Source organism: Rhodoferax ferrireducens T118 (genome assembly GCF_000013605.1).
Lineage (GTDB): Bacteria > Pseudomonadota > Gammaproteobacteria > Burkholderiales > Burkholderiaceae_C > Rhodoferax > Rhodoferax ferrireducens.
The window spans coordinates 1,596,244-1,614,582 of sequence record NC_007908.1; the positions used below are offsets into that span (position 1 = coordinate 1,596,244).

An 18,339-nucleotide genomic window follows, 5' to 3' on the forward strand; every position below is an offset into this window, starting at 1 on the left:
TGAAGATTAACGCCCGCCCGAGGGTAGGGCAACTGTGGCATTCAACAGCTAGGGTTAACCCGATAGTCGCTGTTTCAGGGCATTGCGCAGGTCGTCCATCCATTGCAGACCAATACGGTTGGCCAGTGCCTGATGCACGGGTTCAACCGCACGTGCCAGGCGCGCGCGCTGGCCATCGGTCAGGGTGTGGATGCGGGTGGTGCCCGCTGCACGCAGGGCCGCCAGGGCCTTGTCGTTTTGGGTGTCGGCAATCAGGTTGCCAAAAGCGAGCGCCTCGCGCAGAGCCTGCCCGATCAGCGCGCGGTCGCTTTCGGACAGACTCATCCAAAAGCGCTGATTGGTCACCACCGCATAACCCAGATAGCCATGCTCGGTCAGGCTCAGGTCGGTTTGCACTTCGTGCATGCGTTGGGTCCAGAAGTTGGACACCGGGTTTTCCGTGCCGTCCACGACCCCGCTGGCCAGTGCGCGCCGGGTTTCACTGAACGGGAGCGTGACCGGATGCGCGCCCAGGGCACGCATCTGTGCTGCAATCACGCGCGAGGCCTGCACGCGCATGCGCAAACCGACAAAATCGGCCGGAGCCAGCAAGGGGCGGTTGGCGCTCATTTGCTTGAAGCCGTTGTCAAAGTAACCCAGACCCACCAGGCCCTGTTGGCTTAGACGCGCCAGCAACCGTTTCCCAAGCGGACCTTGGGTGATCCGCCGCACATCAGCCACTTCGTCAAACAGGAACGGCAAGTCAAACAGCTCGAATTCCGGGAAACCGATGCGGCCAAACTTGGACAGCGAGGGGGCCAGCAAGTCCACCGCACCGAGTTGCAAGGCCTGCATCTCGTCGTGGTCGCCGTAGAGCTGAGCATCGGGGTAGATCACTACCTGAATGCGTCCGCCAGAGCGCTGCTCCAGCAGCAGCTTGAAGCGGTTGGCCGCCAACCCTTTAGGCGTTTCCTCAGCCACCACGTGCGAAAACCGCAGCATGATGCCATGGGCTGGTGCCGCCTTCAGGGCGCCCGATGCCAGCGCGGTGGCGGCCAGCCCGCGCAGCCACTGACGGCGATCAGCGCGGGGTAAGCAGGCGGAAAATACAGGAGGCGACATGCTGGCTATTATGCGAGGACTTGTTGGAAAAACTCGTGACCAAAACCGAACCTTTGCCCACCTATCAGTCGCGCGACTTTGCCATGCTGCAGCAGACGCTGCCGCGCCATGCCAGCCGCAACCGACGCACGCTTTTGTGGCTGTTGGGTTTGTTGCTGTTGCTGGTGGGCGCGGTGGTTACCCTGGTGCTGTACCTGAATAACTTTGAGGCCGAAGAAGAGACGCGCCGTCGCGCCGCCGACGCGCAGTGGCTGGAGCAGAGCGTGCAGTTTCACTTTCGTCGACTGGAAGACGACTTGCTGGTATTGGCCCGTCAGTCCGTCCTGGGCGACGCAAGTGCCCGGTCCAAGAAGGCCAAGAGTGTTGAAGTACAAGGCGGTTTGCTATGGCGCGAGCCCGGCGTGGTGTTGTCGCATGGCTGGCTGGCGGCTGGCCTGTCCCCTGATGCCCGGGTGGGGCCGCAGCGCTGGCAACTGGACTGGGCGGCGCACCCAGCCAATGCGCAGGCGCTCGCCACCATGCAGGACACCACGCGCGGTCTGCGGCGCTCGGCTTACGCCGGACTGATGCAGCAAGCTGACGGGTCCTTGACGGATGTGGTCTGGCTGGCTGTGCCGTTCTTTGATCGCGGCCAGTTTGTGGGCAATTACCTGGCCGCCGTGTCGCTGGAGCGTGCGGTGCGGTCCTTGGTGCCCGCCTGGTTTGCGCAAAACCACAGCGTGCGGCTGGTCGCTGATGACATTGATGCGGCACCTGCGCAGGCGTCGGCTGCTCATTCGTACCGGGCCAGCATGAATTTGCCAGGGCCAGACTTGTTCCTGGAGGTCGCCCCCATCGGCGAGCAGCCGACCACGGTGCCGCGTATCTTCTTTTTGGTGGCGCTGCTTTTTTTGCTGGGGATGCTGATCAGCCTGGTGGCGCTGCGGCGCGACTTTGTCAAACGCCAGCAGGTGCAGGCCCGCTTGCAAGCCGAGGTGGCCTTGCGCACCGCCATGGAGAATTCGGTCACCATCGGCCTGCGGGCCTGGGACCAGCACGGCAAAATCCTGTACGTGAATCAAGCTTTTTGCAACATGGTGGGCTACCCGGCGACCGCTCTGCTGGGCAAGTCTGCCCCCATGCCGTACTGGCCAGCCGATCAGGCCAATGAACTTCAGCTGGTGCACCGCGACATCATTGTTCAGGGTACGCAAGGCGACGGCGTAGAACTGCAGTTTCAACACCGCAGCGGGAAACTGTTGGATGTGTTGATTCATGAAGCACCGCTTACCACCGTCAATGGCGAGCAGCTCGGCTGGATGAGCTCCGTATTGGATATCAGTGAGCGCAAGCGGGCGCAACGCATGGCGACCCTGCAGCAAGAAAAACTCGAAGCGTCGGGGCGTCTGGTGGCCGTTGGAGAGGTTGCCTCCACCCTGGCGCATGAGCTCAATCAGCCGCTGGGTGCGCTCAGCAGCTTTGCCAACGGGCTACTCAATCGTCTGCGCGGGGGCAACATCAGGTTGGACGAGTTGGAGCCGGTGGTGGCGCGCATGGCGCGTCTGGCGGAGCGCGCGGGGGGCGTCATTCAGCGCGTCAATGCCTTTGCGCGCCGGCGTGAACTTTCCCGTCAGCACCTGGACGTGGTGGCGGTCTTGCGGCGCGTTCTCGCCAGCACGGCAGACGCGCAGACACGCCAGGTGTCGCTGGTGGATAACAATCAGGCGATCTGGATTGATGCGGACGAATTGCTCCTGGAGCATCTGATCAACAACCTGGTGGATAACGCCCTGCACTGGGCCCATCGGGGTCCGGGTTTGGCGCAGGTGCGGGTCGAAATGGCCTGCGACCGGTCCCAAGGTCTCGCTACCCTGGTGGTGGCTGATTCCGGCCCTGGGGTGACGGAAGAGAATGGGGTGAATATTTTTAATGCTTTTTTCAGCACCAAGGAAGGCGGCATGGGCATGGGTCTGGCCATCTGCCGTTCTATTGTGGAAGCCCATCATGGGCGGATCGAGGTCGGGCGTGACCCCGAGTTGGGCGGTGCGCGCTTTGTTGTTTGGCTGCCGCTAGCCGAAGTGCCCTTGATCGCGCCAATTTTGCCCACCTTGCTCGTTGCCCAAGGAGTCCCATGAACCAACCCGCTATTCACATAGTTGACGATGACCCGGACATTCGGGATGGACTGGCCTGGCTGTTCGACTCGCGCGGCTACGTGGCAGCCACGTGGGACGGCGGCCCGGCGTTTTTGGACGCGGCGAAGGCGATGCTGGGTCATTGGGGTCATGCGGTGGTGTTGCTCGATGTCCGCATGACGCCCTTGTCCGGGTTGGTCACGTTTGAGCGGCTCAAGGCGCTGTGTTGCCCCTGGCCCGTGTTGTTTTTGACCGGCAACGGCGACGTTGGCATGGCGGTGGCGGCCGTCAAGAGCGGTGCCTGGGATTTTCTGGAAAAGCCGTTTCAGGACAATGAGTTGGTCGACCGGGTGGAGCAAGCGCTGGCGGCGGCGTCAGCGATCAGTGACACCGATCTGGAGGTGTATCGCCTCAAGCAGGCGCTGACCAGTCTGAGTCCGCGTGAGCGTGAAGTTCTGGATGAACTGATTCGCGGTCACTACAACAAGACCATTGCGGACCATCTCGGCATTACCCCACGCACCGTCGAGTTCCACCGATCGCATATTTTTGAAAAAATGGGCGTCAGTTCGGCGGTTGAGCTGGCCCACAAGCTCGGGCGCCTGCAGCCGTTGTCGATCATCCAGCCGCCGCAGACTTGATGTCGCCTGCCTGCCTTTTGCACGGCAACACATGCGGCTTGCTGCCAAGCGACGGGCTGCCGGTACACTGCGCGGCGTTCGACATCAACCACCGCTGGTACCGACTCTGTGAGTGAATCGGCTGTGTTCAAGAGAGATTTCAATATGTTTGTATATTCCCGTAAGGCCCTGAAATTGCTGGCGCTGGCCTTATGCGTGCCAACCCTGACGTTCGCGCAAGCGACCCAAACGCCCACATCGGCGCCGATCAAGATCGCCATGATTGAGGGCTTGAGTGGCCCGTTTGCCAACACGGGCGAGGCGGTGTTTCGCAACCTGATCTGGGCGGTGGAGCGCGTCAATGCGCGTGGCGGCGTCAAGATTGCCGCCTCCGGCGAGCTCGCTGGGGGCGGCCGACCTCTGGCGTTGGAGCGCTACGACAGCAAGGGTCAGAACGAGGAAGCGCTGACGGCCCTCAAGTCCGCCATCGACGATGGCGCGCAATTCATCATGCAGGGCAACTCATCTGCCACGGCGGCGGCGCTGATTGACGCCATCAACAAGCACAACGAACGAGAGCCTGGCAAACGTGTTCTGTTCCTGAACTACTCGGCCGTCGATCCCATCCTGACCAACGAAAAATGCAGTTTTTGGCACTTTCGTTTTGATGCCCATGCCGACATGCGCATCACCGCGCTGATGGAAGTGCTAAAAGAAGACAAAGCCCTCAAGAGTGTTTACATCATTGGCCAGGACTACAGCTTTGGCCATGCCGTGGCACGCGAGGCGAAACGCCAGCTTGCGGCCTCGCGCCCGGATGTGCAGGTGGTGGGCGACGAGCTGCACCCGGTCGGACGTGTCAAGGACTTTTTGCCGTATGCCGCCAAAATCAAGGCCAGTGGCGCGCAGGCAGTCATTACCGGCAACTGGGGCAACGACCTGACGCTGCTGGTGAAAGCGGCGAAAGAAGTCGGCTTTGAAGGCAAGTTCTACACCTTCTACGGCAACGCGCTGGGTGCGCCAGCGGCCATCGGCGACGCGGGCATCGGTAAAGTGGTGGCGGTGGCCGACTGGCTGCCCAACGTCCAGACGGCGCAAAGCGAAGCCTTCTACCAGTCGTTTCGCCAGCGTTTTCCCAATCCGGCTGACGACTACGTTCACATGCGCATGCAACTGATGGTGGAATCACTGGCGCAGGCAATTGAAAAAGCAAATACTACGAATTCGATAGCTGTTGCCAGACAGCTGGAGAGGGCTAGAGTTGTTTTTGGCTCACAAAGCGGGGCGATGCGGGCGGCTGACCACCAGTTTCAGCAGCCGCTGGTGGTGGGCGTGATGGATAAGCAAGGCGCGCCCGGCGTGAAGTTTGATGTGGAGGGCTCGGGCTACGGTTTTCGAGTTATCAAAACCATTGCTGCCAAGCGGGCCGAGTTGCCCACCACCTGCAAAATGCAAAGGCCTGTGGAATAAACGAAGCCTGGATGGGTGGGCTATTCGCAGGAAAGGCCGACATGTTTGGGATATGTTGATGGGTTGGCTATAATCCAAGGCTCTGCAGATTGCAGCAGTGCACGTCAGGGGCAGTTCCAGCGCCTGACGCAAGTTCACATCAAACAGGAAATAAACATGATCGCATCCAGCATTAAAGCCGCTGTCGTCAAAGACAACGCACGTCAACCCGGCGATACCGGTAGTCCTGAAGTGCAAGTCGCACTTTTGACCGCCCGCATCAACGAACTCATGCCTCACTTCAAGACCCACGCCAAAGACCATCACGGTCGTCGTGGTCTGTTGCGCATGGTGAGTCGTCGCCGCAAGTTGCTGGACTACCTGAAGTCCAAAGACGCTGAACGTTACATCGCATTGATCGCCAAGCTGGGTCTGCGTAAGTAATCGTTGAATCAAATGATGAACGCCTGAGTTAGGTTCCTAGCTCAGGCGTTTTTTACTTCGGAGAAGCTGAAAACGGAGCGAAGCTGTGTCATTCCAGATGGATTCGATTTGAATTTTCCTGGAATGGCATCGTGTTCTGTGAGGCGTAATCCGGGCTCGGGTGAGGTGGCCTGCACTTCCCAAATTGACCAGGAGATAAAAATGAGCATATTCAACAAAGTCACCAAGACCTTCCAATGGGGCCAGAACACCGTCACCATGGAAACCGGCGAAATCGCCCGTCAAGCCAGCGGCGCCGTATTGCTGGACATGGATGGCACCGTGGTGCTGGCCACTGTGGTTGCCAAGACCGAAGGCAAAGCCGGTCAGGACTTCTTCCCCTTGACCGTGGACTATCTCGAGAAAACCTATGCTGCAGGCAAGATTCCGGGCAGCTTCTTCAAGCGTGAAGGCCGTCCCAGCGAGTTTGAAACGCTGACCAGCCGCCTGATTGACCGTCCGATCCGCCCGTTGTTCCCGGAAGGCTTCTTCAACGAAGTGCATGTCGTTGTTCATACGCTGTCCTTGAACCCTGAAGTGGACGCGGACATTGCGGCCTTGATCGCGGTCAGCGCTGCGCTGTCCGTCAGCGGCATCCCGTTCAGCGGCCCTATCGGCGCAGCTCGCGTGGGCTACATCAACGGTGAATACGTGCTCAATCCGGGCCAGACTGCCCGCAAAGATTCCGTCATGGATCTGGTGGTGGCCGGTACCGAAGCCGCTGTGCTGATGGTCGAATCCGAAGCCCAGCAACTGAGCGAAGAAATCATGCTCGGCGCTGTCGTGTTCGGTCATGAGCAGGGAAATATCGCCATCAACGCGATTCACGAGCTGGTGCGTGACGCCGGCAAGCCGGTGTGGGACTGGAAGGCGCCGGCCAAGGACGAGCCATTGATCGCCAAGGTCGGCGCATTGGCCGCCCATAAACTGGAGGCGGCTTACCAAATTCGCAACAAGCAGGCCCGTACCCGCGCCTGCCGCGAAGCTTACGCTGTCGTGATGGCAGACCTGAAGCTCGATGGTGTCGCGTTTGACAGTGTTGCCGTTGAAGGCATGCTGTTTGACATCGAAGCCAAGATCGTTCGCAGCCAGATTCTGGCCGGCGAGCCGCGCATTGACGGCCGCGACACCCGTACCGTGCGTCCGATCGAAATCCGCAACAGCGTGCTGCCCCGCACCCACGGTTCTGCCCTGTTCACGCGCGGTGAAACCCAGGCCTTGGTGGTCACCACCCTGGGCACCGAGCGTGATGCCCAGCGCATTGACGCGCTGTCTGGCGACTATGAAGATCGCTTCATGCTGCACTACAACATGCCCCCCTTTGCCACTGGCGAAACCGGTCGCGTCGGTACGCCCAAGCGGCGTGAAATCGGCCACGGACGCCTGGCCAAGCGGGCTTTGATGGCGGTGTTGCCAAGCAAGGAAGAGTTCCCGTACACCATGCGTGTGGTCTCGGAGATCACCGAGTCCAATGGCTCTTCGTCCATGGCCTCGGTCTGCGGCGGCTGCCTCTCCCTGATGGATGCCGGCGTGCCCATGAAGGCGCATGTGGCCGGCATTGCCATGGGTCTGATCAAGGAAGAAAACCGTTTCGCCGTGCTGACCGACATTCTGGGTGATGAAGATCATCTGGGTGACATGGACTTCAAGGTAGCGGGTACCACCAACGGCATTACCGCGCTGCAGATGGACATCAAGATTCAGGGCATTACCAAGGAAATCATGCAAGTGGCACTGGCCCAGGCCAAGGAAGCGCGCATGCACATCCTGGGCAAGATGCAGGAAGCCATGGCTGAGGCCAAGACCGAAGTGTCGACCTTTGCGCCGCGCCTGTTCACCATGAAGATCAATCCCGACAAGATTCGTGACGTGATCGGCAAGGGCGGCTCCGTCATCCGTGCGCTGACCGAAGAGACCGGCACCCAGATCAATATCGACGAAGACGGCACCATCACCATCGCGTCGGCTGATCCGGCCAAGGCTGAAGAAGCCAAACGCCGCATTCAGCAGATCACGGCTGAAGTCGAAATCGGCAAGATCTATGAAGGCCCGATCACCAAGATTCTGGACTTCGGTGCCTTGGTGAATCTGCTGCCGGGCAAAGACGGCCTGCTGCACATCAGCCAGATCGCGCACGAACGTGTTGAAAAGGTGACCGACTATTTGTCAGAGGGCCAGATCGTCAAAGTCAAGGTGATGGAGACGGACGAAAAGGGCCGCATCAAGCTGTCCATGAAAGTGTTGCTGGATCGTCCGGGCCAGGGCGGCCCTGAGCACGTTTGATGGCTTGCTTTTTGATATGAAGTTGATAGCGCCTCGTGCATATAACACGGGGGCTAGCGCCTGAAATGATCATGAAAGTCATCGAAATATCCGCCTTTGGCGCCCCCGACGTTTTGCGCCTGGGTGAGCGTCCCATGCCGGTCCCTGGCGTTGGTGAACTGCTCATTCGAGTCGCGGCCAGCGGCGTCAACCGGCCGGACGTGCTGCAACGCACGGGCAACTACCCGGTGCCGTCGGGAGCCTCGGATATTCCGGGGCTGGAGGTGGCGGGCGTGATTGAACGCGGCGATGAGCAGGAACTGGCGAGTGCCGGATTCAAACTCGGTGAGCGCGTTTGTGCGCTGGTCGCCGGAGGCGGCTACGCCCAATATTGCATCGCCCCAGTGGGGCAGTGCCTGCCGGTGCCAAAAGGTCTGAGTGATGTCGAGGCGGCTTCGCTGCCCGAGACGTTTTTCACGGTCTGGAGCAATGTGTTTGACCGGGCGCAATTGCAGACAGGTGAAACCTTGTTGATTCAGGGGGGCTCCAGCGGCATTGGTGTCAGCGCCATTCAGTTGGCCAAGGCCCTGGGTTCCCGGGTCATCGTGACGGCGGGCAGCGACGAGAAATGCGCCGCTTGTCTGGCGTTGGGCGCCGATCATGCCATCAACTACAAGACGCACGATTTTCAGGAAGAGGTCAAGAGATTGACCGGTGGCCAGGGCGTGAATGTCATTCTCGACATGGTGGCCGGCAGCTATGTGGCCAAGGAGATTGAGTGTTTGAGTGAGGATGGCCGGCTGGTCATCATTGCCGTGCAGGGTGGCGTCAAGAGTGAGATCAACGCCGGTCTGGTGCTGCGTCGGCGCCTCACGGTGACGGGGTCGACCTTGCGGGCGCGACCGGTTGCTTTCAAGGCCGCGATTGCGCGGGCGCTTCTGAAAAATGTCTGGCCGTTGATTGAGCAAGGCCGCATCAAGCCGGTGATTCACAGCACATTTTCGGCGCAGGATGCCTTCAGGGCGCATGCCCTGATGGAGTCCAATTTGCATGTTGGAAAAATTGTTTTGACTTGGGGTGTGGCATGAGAAAAAAGCTGATCGCAGGCAACTGGAAAATGAACGGCAGTCTGGCTGCCAATGAGGCCCTTGTGAAAGGTCTTCGAGTTGGGGTGGGCGCGTCAGTCTGTCAGGTCGCGTTGTGTGTGCCGTCGGTCTATCTGGCGCAATGCCAGGCGCTGCTTGTTGGCACTGCCATTGCTCTGGGTGCGCAGGATCTTTCCCAGCATGAGGTGGGCGCCTTCACGGGTGAAATTTCTGGGGCCATGCTTCAGGAATTTGGTGTACGTTATTGCATCGTTGGTCATTCCGAGCGTCGTCAATATCACTTTGAGACGGATGCCCTCGTTGCAGCCAAAGCGCAGCGGGCTCTGGCCTGTGGCATCACGCCGATTGTGTGTGTCGGCGAGACCCTGGCTGAGCGCGAAGCTGGCAGGACCGAAGAAGTCGTCAAGCGTCAACTGGCGGCGGTGATTCACGCCAATGGTCACTGCATCAGCGAGGTTGTAGTGGCCTACGAGCCGGTGTGGGCCATCGGAACGGGCAAGACAGCCAGCATCGAGCAAGCGCAGCAAGTGCACTCGGTGCTGCGCCAACAGTTGCAGGCCGCTTCAATCCAGGCGGATCGTATTCAGATAATTTACGGCGGCAGCATGAATGCTGCGAACGCCGCGGAGTTGCTGGCTCAGCCAGATATCGATGGTGGCCTGGTGGGTGGTGCCTCGCTCAAGGTCCCGGATTTTTTATCAATTATTGCTTCTGCTTGCTGATTTCAAGCATAAGCGTCTATATATTTAGGAGTATTCGATGAGCGCTTTATTAACTATTCTTCTCGCTGTTCAGATGATTTCTGCGGTTGCCATGGTGGGTCTAATTTTGGTGCAGCATGGCAAGGGCGCGGATATGGGCGCAGCGTTTGGCAGTGGAGGGTCAGGTAGTCTTTTTGGTGCCAGTGGCAGCGCAAATTTTCTGTCGCGCACCACGGCTGTGCTGGCCACGGTGTTCTTTGTTTGCACCTTGCTACTGGCTTATTTTGGTACGGCTCGTCCAACGGTGAGTTCGGGCAGTGTGCTTGAGGGTGCCGCTGTTTCAGTACCTGTTCCGGTGGTCGTTCCACCCTCGGTACCCGCGTCTGGTGCGGCGCAAATCCCATCGAAATAATCGCGGTTGAAATTGCCTGCCGTCGCTGAGAATCTGCGGATTTAAGGGTAGACTATAGCTCTGTCCGGAGGGCTAGAAGTACAAGATATCTTGTGCAGTCCGGACACCTGAGAGCCGTCGTGGTGAAATTGGTAGACACGCTATCTTGAGGTGGTAGTGGCGAAAGCTTTGCGAGTTCGAGTCTCGCCGACGGCACCAAATAAACATGCTTGATGTGGATCAATGCAGCAAGCCGATACTTGGAACACAATATCCTTTTATGAGTCTTGATCAATACCTGCCAATTTTCTTGTTCATCCTGGTTGGCATCGGTGTCGGTGTTGCGCCACAGGTGCTTGGATACATCCTCGGACCTAACCTCCCTGATTCTGCAAAGAACTCGCCTTACGAATGCGGTTTCGAAGCCTTTGGGGACGCGCGCATGAAGTTCGATGTGCGCTACTACCTGGTTGCCATCCTCTTTATTTTGTTTGATCTGGAAATCGCATTCTTGTTTCCTTGGGCGGTGGCGCTCAAAGACATTGGTGCACTTGGTTTTTGGTCGGTCATGGTGTTTTTGACTATCCTCGTCGTAGGGTTTATTTACGAGTGGAAAAAGGGAGCCCTTGACTGGGAGTGATGCGATGATCGAAGGCATATTAAAGGAAGGCTTTATCACCACCAGTTACGACTCGGTGATGAACTGGGCTAAAACTGGATCCCTCTGGCCGATGTCTTTTGGATTGGCTTGTTGCGCTGTGGAGATGATGCATGCGGCTAACGCCCGCTACGATATCAGTCGCTTTGGTGCAGAGGTGTTTCGTGCCAGTCCGCGTCAGTCAGACTTGATCATTGTGGCAGGCACGCTGTGCAACAAGATGGCGCCTGCATTTCGCAAGGTGTACGACCAAATGAGTGAACCTCGTCGGGTGATTTCCATGGGTTCGTGTGCCAATGGTGGGGGTTATTACCACTACAGTTATTCAGTGGTACGGGGTTGTGATCGTATCGTTCCGGTAGATGTCTATGTACCTGGGTGTCCACCTACGGCGGAGGCTCTGCTGTACGGCATCATTCAGTTGCAGCACAAAATTCGCCGCACGCAAACCATTGCACGCGCATGAGGGGGTGGTGATGACTTCATACGCTGTAAATCCACAATCTATCAAAGTTCATGTTGAGGCTGCGCTTGGCGACTTGCTTATCAGCAGCGTGCTTCGACTAGATGAACTTACCGTTGTCGTGGACGGTGCTCATTATTTGCAGGCCGCAAAGATTCTGCGAGACGACCCAAACTGTCGGTTCGAGCAACTGATGGATTTGTGCGGCGTTGATTACTCTACGTACAAGGATCAGCCCCAAACTGGATTGCGTTATTGTGTGGTATCCCACCTTTTGTCGGTAAGCCTGAACCAGCGCGTGCGGCTCAAGGTGTTTGCGCCCGATGACAATTTGCCGGTGGTGCAGTCCTTGTGCGATGTCTGGAGTTCTGCGAACTGGTTTGAGCGGGAAGCTTTTGATTTGTTTGGCATCGTTTTCGAGGGGCATGCTGATTTGCGCCGTATCCTGACCGACTATGGTTTCGTCGGTCATCCGTTCCGAAAAGATTTTCCGGTTTCAGGTCATGTCGAGATGCGTTATGACGCCGAGCTAAAGCGCGTTGTGTATCAGCCCGTCACGATTGAGCCACGCGAGATTACACCGCGCATCATCCGTGAAGACAACTACGGGGGCTTGCACTAGGCGCTTTATGGCTGAAATAAAAAACTACACCCTTAACTTTGGGCCGCAGCATCCTGCAGCGCATGGCGTTTTGCGTCTCGTGCTGGAACTTGATGGCGAAGTGATTCAACGCGCTGACCCGCATATCGGGTTGTTGCATCGGGCCACTGAGAAACTGGCCGAAACCAAGACCTATATCCAGGCCTTGCCTTACATGGATCGCCTCGACTACATGTCGATGATGTGCAATGAAAGCGCGTACTGTCTGGCAGTTGAAAAGATGCTGGGACTGGAAGTCCCCATCCGAGCAAAGTACATCCGCGTGATGTTTGCCGAGATTACCCGTTTGCTTAACCATTTGCTGTGTGTAGGCGCGGGAGCTCTGGATTGCGGAGCGATGACGGTCATGCTGTACGCATTTCGCGAGCGGGAGGATCTCCTGGATATGTATGAGGCGGTCAGCGGTGCCCGCATGCATGCGGCCTACTTCCGGCCGGGCGGTGTCTATCGCGATTTGCCCGACACCATGGCACGGCATCAGCCCAACAAGATTCGTAGCGCCAAGTCTACTGAGAAGCTGAATCGTAATCGTGATGGTAGCTTGCTTGATTTCATTGATGACTTTACCCAACGCTTCCCAACCTACCTGGGTGAGTATCACACCCTGTTGACGGATAACCGTATCTGGAAACAGCGCACGGTAGGCATTGGCGTGGTGACCGCGGAGCGCGCGCTAAATCTAGGGTTTAGTGGTCCGATGTTGCGTGGTTCTGGGGTTGCTTGGGATCTGCGGAAAAAGCAGCCCTATGAGATTTATGACAGGTTGGACTTTGATATCCCGGTGGGTAAGACCGGTGACTGCTATGACCGCTATCTGGTGCGCATGGAAGAGATGAAGCAGTCCAACCGTATCATCAAACAATGTGTTGATTGGCTGCGTGTTAATCCGGGTCCTGTTATTACCGACAACCACAAGATTGCGCCGCCGAATCGTGAATCCATGAAATCCAACATGGAAGAATTGATTCACCACTTCAAGCTCTTTTCCGAGGGCTTTTCCGTGCCCGAAGGTGAAGCCTACGCGACCATTGAACATCCCAAAGGTGAGTTTGGTATCTACATGGTCAGCGATGGAGCCAATAAGCCTTACCGCATGAAAATTCGTCCGCCTGCCTTTGTGCATCTGGCAGCGCTCGGTGAAATGGGGCGTGGGCACATGATTGGTGATGCTGTTGCCATTATTGGTTCGTTGGATATTGTGTTTGGGGAAGTTGATCGATGATTTCCGAAGAATCCAAAGTGCGCTTCGCTCAAGAAGTTGCCAAGTACCCAGTGGACCAGAAGCAGTCCGCCGTCATGGCGTGCCTGGCGATTGTCCAGCAGGAGTCCGGTTATGTGAGCGCCGAGAGTGAAGTCCTGGTGGCTGAATTTCTGGGTATGGCTCCCATGGCCGTGCATGAAGTCACGACGTTTTACAACATGTACAACCAGCAACCAGTTGGCAAGTACAAGCTGAATGTCTGCACCAATTTGCCATGTCAGTTGCGCGACGGCGGAAAGGCACTCAAGCATCTTGAGCACAAGCTGGACATCAAAATGGGCGAGACCACGCCTGACGGCATGTTCACTTTGCAACAGTGTGAATGTCTTGGCGCTTGTGCTGATTCACCTGTGTTGTTGGTGAACGATCAGACCATGTGCAGTTTCATGAGTGACGACAAGTTGGATCAACTGGTCGATGGCCTGCGTGCGGTGGGGGATAAGTAATGTTGGCTGAACAAGTCCTCTCCCAGTTTGAAGCCACCGGCGTACAGACCTGTTTTCATGGTCGTCATATCAACCCTCAGATTTATGCAGATTTGAATGGTTCGAATTGGCATTTGAAGGATTACGAATCTCGTGGTGGTTATCAGGCATTGCGAAAGATACTCGCAAAGAACAGCGGTGTAACTGCTGACGACGTTACTGCCTCAGGTATGACGCCGGATCAAGTGATTGCAGTCGTCAAGGAATCCGGCTTGCGGGGGCGTGGCGGAGCAGGTTTTCCGACCGGGCTTAAGTGGAGCTTCATGCCACGCCAGTATGCCGGGCAAAAGTATCTCGTCTGCAACTCTGATGAGGGAGAGCCGGGCACTTGCAAGGACCGTGAAATACTGCAGTTCAATCCCCATATGGTGATCGAAGGCATGATCATCGCAGCCTACGCCATGGGTATTGCAGTGGGCTATAACTACATCCATGGTGAAATCTTCAAGACCTATCTACGTTTTGAAGAGGCGATAGAAGAGGCGCGTGCGGCTGGTCTTCTTGGAAACAATATTCTGGGTAGCGACTTCAGTTTCCAGTTGCATGCTGCTCATGGTTATGGCGCCTATATTTGCGGCGAAGAAACCTCATTGCTTGAGTCACTTGAAGGCAAAAAAGGTCAACCTCGCTACAAGCCACCGTTCCCGGCCAGTTTCGGTCTTTACGGGAAACCTACCACCATTAACAACACGGAAACTTTCGCGGCGGTGCCGTGGATCATCCGCAATGGTGGGCAGGCTTATCTGGCGTGTGGCAAGCCCAATAGTGGCGGTACCAAGATATTCTCCATCAGTGGTGACGTGGAGCTTCCAGGTAATTATGAAGTGCCGATGGGTACGCCATTCTCCCAATTATTGGAGCTTGCCGGTGGGGTGCGCAGTGGGCGCCAACTCAAGGCCGTCATTCCCGGTGGATCCTCGTCGCCGGTGCTGCCTGGCAGCATCATGATGGACTGCACGATGGACTACGATTCCATTGCCAAGGCGGGTTCGATGCTGGGCTCTGGGGCAGTCATTGTTCTCGATGACAGCCGCTGCATGGTCAAGAGCCTGCAGCGTCTGAGCTACTTTTATATGCATGAGTCGTGTGGACAGTGCACGCCTTGCCGTGAGGGTACAGGCTGGCTGTCGCGGGTAGTGGACAGAATCGAAAATGGTCACGGTCACGTCACAGACCTCGATCTGCTTGACAACGTCGCTGAAAATATCATGGGGCGTACCATTTGCGCGCTGGGAGATGCGGCAGCCATGCCCGTACGCGCCATGATCAAGCATTTCCGCCCTGAATTTGAATACCACGTAGAGCACAAGACCTGCATGGTCCCGCTGTACGTTTGAACGAGCGTCTGAGCGAGCATACCTACATGATTGAAATTGAACTCGACGGCAAGAAGGTAGATGTAGTTGAAGGCAGCATGATCATGCATGCAGCCGACAAGGCCGGCACCTTCATACCGCATTTTTGCTACCACAAGAAGCTCAGCATTGCGGCCAGTTGCCGCATGTGTCTGGTGGAGGTGGAAAAAATGCCGAAGCCCATGCCAGCCTGCGCTACGCAGGTTGCGCAGGGCATGATTGTTCGCACCAAGAGCGACAAGGCGATCAAGGCTCAGCAGTCAGTCATGGAATTCCTGCTGATCAATCACCCACTGGACTGCCCAATTTGTGACAAGGGCGGTGAGTGCCAGTTGCAGGATCTGGCGGTAGGTTATGGCGCCTCTTCTTCGCGTTACGAGGAGGAGAAACGGGTGGTCGCAGTCAAGGATGTTGGCCCCCTGATTTCCATGCAGGAAATGAGTCGGTGCATTCATTGCACTCGTTGCGTTCGCTTTGGCCAAGAGGTGGCCGGCGTCATGGAGTTTGGCATGTCGCATCGTGGCGAACACGCCGAGATCGAAACTTTTGTTGGCCACTCGGTTGACTCGGAACTTTCCGGCAACATGATTGACATTTGTCCGGTTGGCGCCCTGACCAGCAAACCGTTTCGCTACAGTGCCCGCACCTGGGAGCTGTCCCGTCGCAAGTCGGTCAGCCCACACGATTCCACAGGCGCCAATCTGATTGTGCAGGTGAAGAACAACAGGGTTATGCGTGTCGTGCCTTTTGAGAACGAGGCTGTCAACGAATGCTGGATTGCCGACCGCGACCGTTTTTCCTACGAGGCCTTGAACAGCGATGAACGCCTGACCACACCCATGCTCAAGCAGGGTGGAGTCTGGAATCCTGTTGATTGGCAGACCGCGCTGGAGTATGTCGCCAATGGCCTGAAACAAATCAAGTCGGAGCATGGCGCCCAGAGCATCGGAGCCTTGCTTAGCCCGCATAGCACGCTGGAGGAACTATCTCTGGCCAGTGCTTTCATGCGCGGCCTGGGTAGCGAGAACGTCGATTGCCGTTTGCGTAACGCCGAGTTCCCTGCGTCTGAAGGCGTGCGATATCTTGGTACCTCGATTGCATCCTTGTCCGAGTTACAACGTGTATTGGTGGTTGGGTCCAGCCTGCGCAAGGACCATCCCCTGTTTGCGCAACGAATTCGGCAGGCAGCCCGTAAAGGTTGTGCTGTGAATGCTATTGGTTCTGTAGCAGAAGACTGGGCTATGCCGATTGCCAACGCCCTGCTGTCTGACGCCAGTACCTGGGTGCAGGCGCTGGCCGAGGTGGCCGCTGCAGTGGCAGCCGACAAAGGCGTTGAGTCACCAGTGCCCGGCAATGCTGGCGAAGCAGCGAAAGCCATCGCCAAGTCCCTGCTGAGCGGTGAACGCAAAGCAATTTTGTTGGGTAATGCGGCCGCGCATCACGCCAGGGCGTCGAGCTTGCTAGCGCTCGCCAATTGGGTTGGTGCACAAACAGGCGCGACGGTAGGCTACTTGACGGAGGCCGCAAACTCGGTTGGTGCACAAGTCGCGGGCGCGCTGCCCGGGCCCAATGGTCTGAATGCGGGGCAAATGCTTCGTGGTGATCTGAAGGCCGTATTTCTGTTAAACAACGAACCTGAATTTGATTCGGCGGCAGGCGCCTTGGCTTTGAGCGGCCTGTCAAAAACTGAGATGGTGGTCACGCTAAGTCCGTTCAAAGCCAATATGGCGTTCAGTGATGTTTTATTGCCCATTGCACCGTTTACCGAAACATCAGGCACCTATGTCAATGCCGAGGGGCGTGTGCAGAGTTTTCATGCTGTTGTCAAGCCCTTGGGCGAAACCCGTCCAGCCTGGAAGGTTTTGCGTGTGTTAGCCAACTTGCTCGGAATCCCGGATTTCGACTTCGAATCCTCGCAGGAAGTGCTCAAGCGTGTACCTGGATTGCCTGTTGACGGTGAGCCAATTCTATCTGGCGACATTTTGAACAACACAACGCGAGCGCTAATTGACTTTACGCCTGCGAGCGTGGCTCCGAAGGTTGTTGGTATCTATGCGCTTGATGGGATTGTGCGTCGAGCTGCCAGTTTGCAACTCACGGCAGACGCTAAACAACATAATGTGGCGCAGGAGGTGACAGCATGATTGACACCATTTTCGCTTTGGGTGAGGGTCTGCTGGCTGCGCCCTGGTGGTCGGCGATTGGCTGGCCAGTCGTCTGGGCCCTGATTAAGGTTACGCTGGTTCTGATGATTGTGATGGGCGCAGTGACCTACACGACACTGTGGGAACGCAGGCTACTGGCCTGGGCTCAGATCCGCATGGGTCCAAACCGCGTGGGGCCTTGGGGTCTGCTGCAACCCATAGCGGATGCGATGAAGTTGATGACCAAAGAGGTGCTTAGACCTGCCGCCGCAGAAAAATTCTTGTTTTATCTCGGCCCGGTCATGACGGTGATGCCGGCCATGGCGGCGTGGGCCGTGATTCCGTTTGGTCCAGACATTGCTTTGGCGAACATCAATGCGGGCTTGCTGTTTCTGATGGCCATCACCTCCATGGAGGTGTATGGCGTGATCATCTCCGGGTGGTCATCCAATTCCAAATATCCATTTCTGGGCGCCTTGCGTGCATCCTCCCAGATGGTGAGCTACGAGATTGCAATGGGCTTTTGCCTGGTAGTGGTGCTCATGGTTTCTGCAAGTCTGAATCTGACAGATATTGTCGCGGGGCAAAACAAGGGCTACTTCGCGCAAATCGGTCTTAATTTCCTGTCCTGGAATTGGTTGCCGCTGTTGCCGATTTTCTTGATCTATTTTATTTCTGGCTTGGCGGAAACAAATCGACTTCCTTTTGACGTAATTGAAGGCGAGTCGGAAATTGTGGCGGGCCATATGGTCGAATACTCTGGCATGTCTTGGGCCATGTTTCAGATGGCAGAGTACGCCAACATATGGCTGGTTTCGGTCTTGACGACGATCATGTTTCTCGGTGGATGGCTATCGCCGATCGATAGTGTTATGTTCAACTGGATTCCAGGTTGGATATGGCTGGGACTTAAATCGTTTTGCGTGGTGACAATGTTTATCTGGGTACGGGTTTCGTTTCCGCGATTTCGTTACGACCAAATTATGCGGTTGGGCTGGAAAATATTTATTCCAGTCAGCCTTATTTGGTTGGTGGTTGTTGGGGGATGGATGCAGACCCCGTGGAACATTTGGAAGTAATTCGAG

At 56.8% G+C, this 18,339-nt stretch carries 17 protein-coding genes and 1 tRNA gene; 17 read left to right on the forward strand and 1 reads right to left on the reverse strand.

Features of this window, described 5'->3' with window-relative positions:
* Positions 1-54: 54 nt before the first annotated feature.
* The gene (locus RFER_RS07470; protein ID WP_011463785.1) at positions 55-1,101 is read right to left on the reverse strand and encodes a TRAP transporter substrate-binding protein; all 1,047 of its coding nucleotides are present in this window, start codon (positions 1,099-1,101) and stop codon (positions 55-57) included.
* Between the two features lie 35 nt (positions 1,102-1,136).
* Here RFER_RS07470 and RFER_RS07475 point away from each other — a divergent pair, with 35 nt between their 5' ends.
* The 17 genes from RFER_RS07475 (at position 1,137) to nuoH (ending at position 18,333) form a co-directional block, all read left to right on the forward strand.
* Positions 1,137-3,215, forward strand: coding sequence for a sensor histidine kinase (locus RFER_RS07475; RefSeq protein WP_166485686.1), 2,079 nt, complete (start codon positions 1,137-1,139; stop codon positions 3,213-3,215).
* Positions 3,212-3,856 (forward strand): response regulator transcription factor, encoded by a 645-nt coding sequence (locus RFER_RS07480; protein WP_011463787.1) that lies wholly within the window; start codon positions 3,212-3,214, stop codon positions 3,854-3,856. The genes RFER_RS07475 and RFER_RS07480 overlap by 4 nt, the downstream gene beginning before the upstream one ends.
* Before the next feature lie 144 nt (positions 3,857-4,000).
* Positions 4,001-5,305 carry a branched-chain amino acid ABC transporter substrate-binding protein gene (locus RFER_RS07485; RefSeq protein WP_011463788.1) on the forward strand — a complete coding sequence of 435 codons (1,305 nt, stop codon included), beginning with the start codon at positions 4,001-4,003 and terminating at the stop codon, positions 5,303-5,305.
* A gap of 156 nt (positions 5,306-5,461) precedes the next feature.
* Complete coding sequence (gene rpsO / locus RFER_RS07490) at positions 5,462-5,728, forward strand: 30S ribosomal protein S15 (RefSeq protein ID WP_011463789.1); 267 nt, start codon at positions 5,462-5,464, stop codon at positions 5,726-5,728.
* Between the two features lie 201 nt (positions 5,729-5,929).
* Entirely contained in the window at positions 5,930-8,050 is a 2,121-nt protein-coding gene (gene pnp, locus RFER_RS07495) for a polyribonucleotide nucleotidyltransferase (RefSeq protein ID WP_011463790.1), read from the forward strand.
* 71 nt (positions 8,051-8,121) lie between these two features.
* On the forward strand, positions 8,122-9,117 hold the full coding sequence (locus RFER_RS07500; RefSeq protein ID WP_041790357.1) for an NAD(P)H-quinone oxidoreductase: 996 nt from the start codon (positions 8,122-8,124) through the stop codon (positions 9,115-9,117).
* Positions 9,114-9,857, forward strand: coding sequence for a triose-phosphate isomerase (tpiA, locus tag RFER_RS07505; RefSeq protein ID WP_011463792.1), 744 nt, complete (start codon positions 9,114-9,116; stop codon positions 9,855-9,857). The genes RFER_RS07500 and tpiA overlap by 4 nt, the downstream gene beginning before the upstream one ends.
* A gap of 37 nt (positions 9,858-9,894) precedes the next feature.
* On the forward strand, positions 9,895-10,248 hold the full coding sequence (secG, locus tag RFER_RS07510; protein ID WP_011463793.1) for a preprotein translocase subunit SecG: 354 nt from the start codon (positions 9,895-9,897) through the stop codon (positions 10,246-10,248).
* Positions 10,249-10,361: 113 nt separating this feature from the next.
* Positions 10,362-10,446 (forward strand) — tRNA-Leu (locus tag RFER_RS07515).
* A 61-nt stretch (positions 10,447-10,507) separates the two neighbouring features.
* Positions 10,508-10,867, forward strand: a complete 360-nt coding sequence (locus RFER_RS07520; RefSeq protein ID WP_041791673.1) for an NADH-quinone oxidoreductase subunit A — start codon at positions 10,508-10,510, stop codon at positions 10,865-10,867.
* 4 nt (positions 10,868-10,871) lie between these two features.
* Positions 10,872-11,351, forward strand: coding sequence for a NuoB/complex I 20 kDa subunit family protein (locus RFER_RS07525; protein ID WP_011463795.1), 480 nt, complete (start codon positions 10,872-10,874; stop codon positions 11,349-11,351).
* Positions 11,352-11,361: 10 nt separating this feature from the next.
* A complete protein-coding gene (locus RFER_RS07530) occupies positions 11,362-11,970 on the forward strand; it encodes an NADH-quinone oxidoreductase subunit C (RefSeq protein WP_011463796.1) in 609 nt (202 codons plus the stop codon).
* 7 nt (positions 11,971-11,977) lie between these two features.
* Complete coding sequence (locus tag RFER_RS07535) at positions 11,978-13,231, forward strand: NADH-quinone oxidoreductase subunit D (protein WP_011463797.1); 1,254 nt, start codon at positions 11,978-11,980, stop codon at positions 13,229-13,231.
* The gene (nuoE, locus tag RFER_RS07540; RefSeq protein WP_011463798.1) at positions 13,228-13,716 is read left to right on the forward strand and encodes an NADH-quinone oxidoreductase subunit NuoE; all 489 of its coding nucleotides are present in this window, start codon (positions 13,228-13,230) and stop codon (positions 13,714-13,716) included. Before RFER_RS07535 ends, nuoE begins: the two co-directional genes overlap by 4 nt.
* Complete coding sequence (gene nuoF / locus RFER_RS07545; RefSeq protein WP_011463799.1) at positions 13,716-15,092, forward strand: NADH-quinone oxidoreductase subunit NuoF; 1,377 nt, start codon at positions 13,716-13,718, stop codon at positions 15,090-15,092. The genes nuoE and nuoF overlap by 1 nt, the downstream gene beginning before the upstream one ends.
* A 26-nt stretch (positions 15,093-15,118) precedes the next feature.
* Positions 15,119-17,254 (forward strand): NADH-quinone oxidoreductase subunit NuoG, encoded by a 2,136-nt coding sequence (gene nuoG, locus RFER_RS07550; protein ID WP_041790360.1) that lies wholly within the window; start codon positions 15,119-15,121, stop codon positions 17,252-17,254.
* Positions 17,251-18,333 carry an NADH-quinone oxidoreductase subunit NuoH gene (nuoH, locus tag RFER_RS07555; protein WP_011463801.1) on the forward strand — a complete coding sequence of 361 codons (1,083 nt, stop codon included), beginning with the start codon at positions 17,251-17,253 and terminating at the stop codon, positions 18,331-18,333. The genes nuoG and nuoH overlap by 4 nt, the downstream gene beginning before the upstream one ends.
* Positions 18,334-18,339 lie beyond the last annotated feature (6 nt).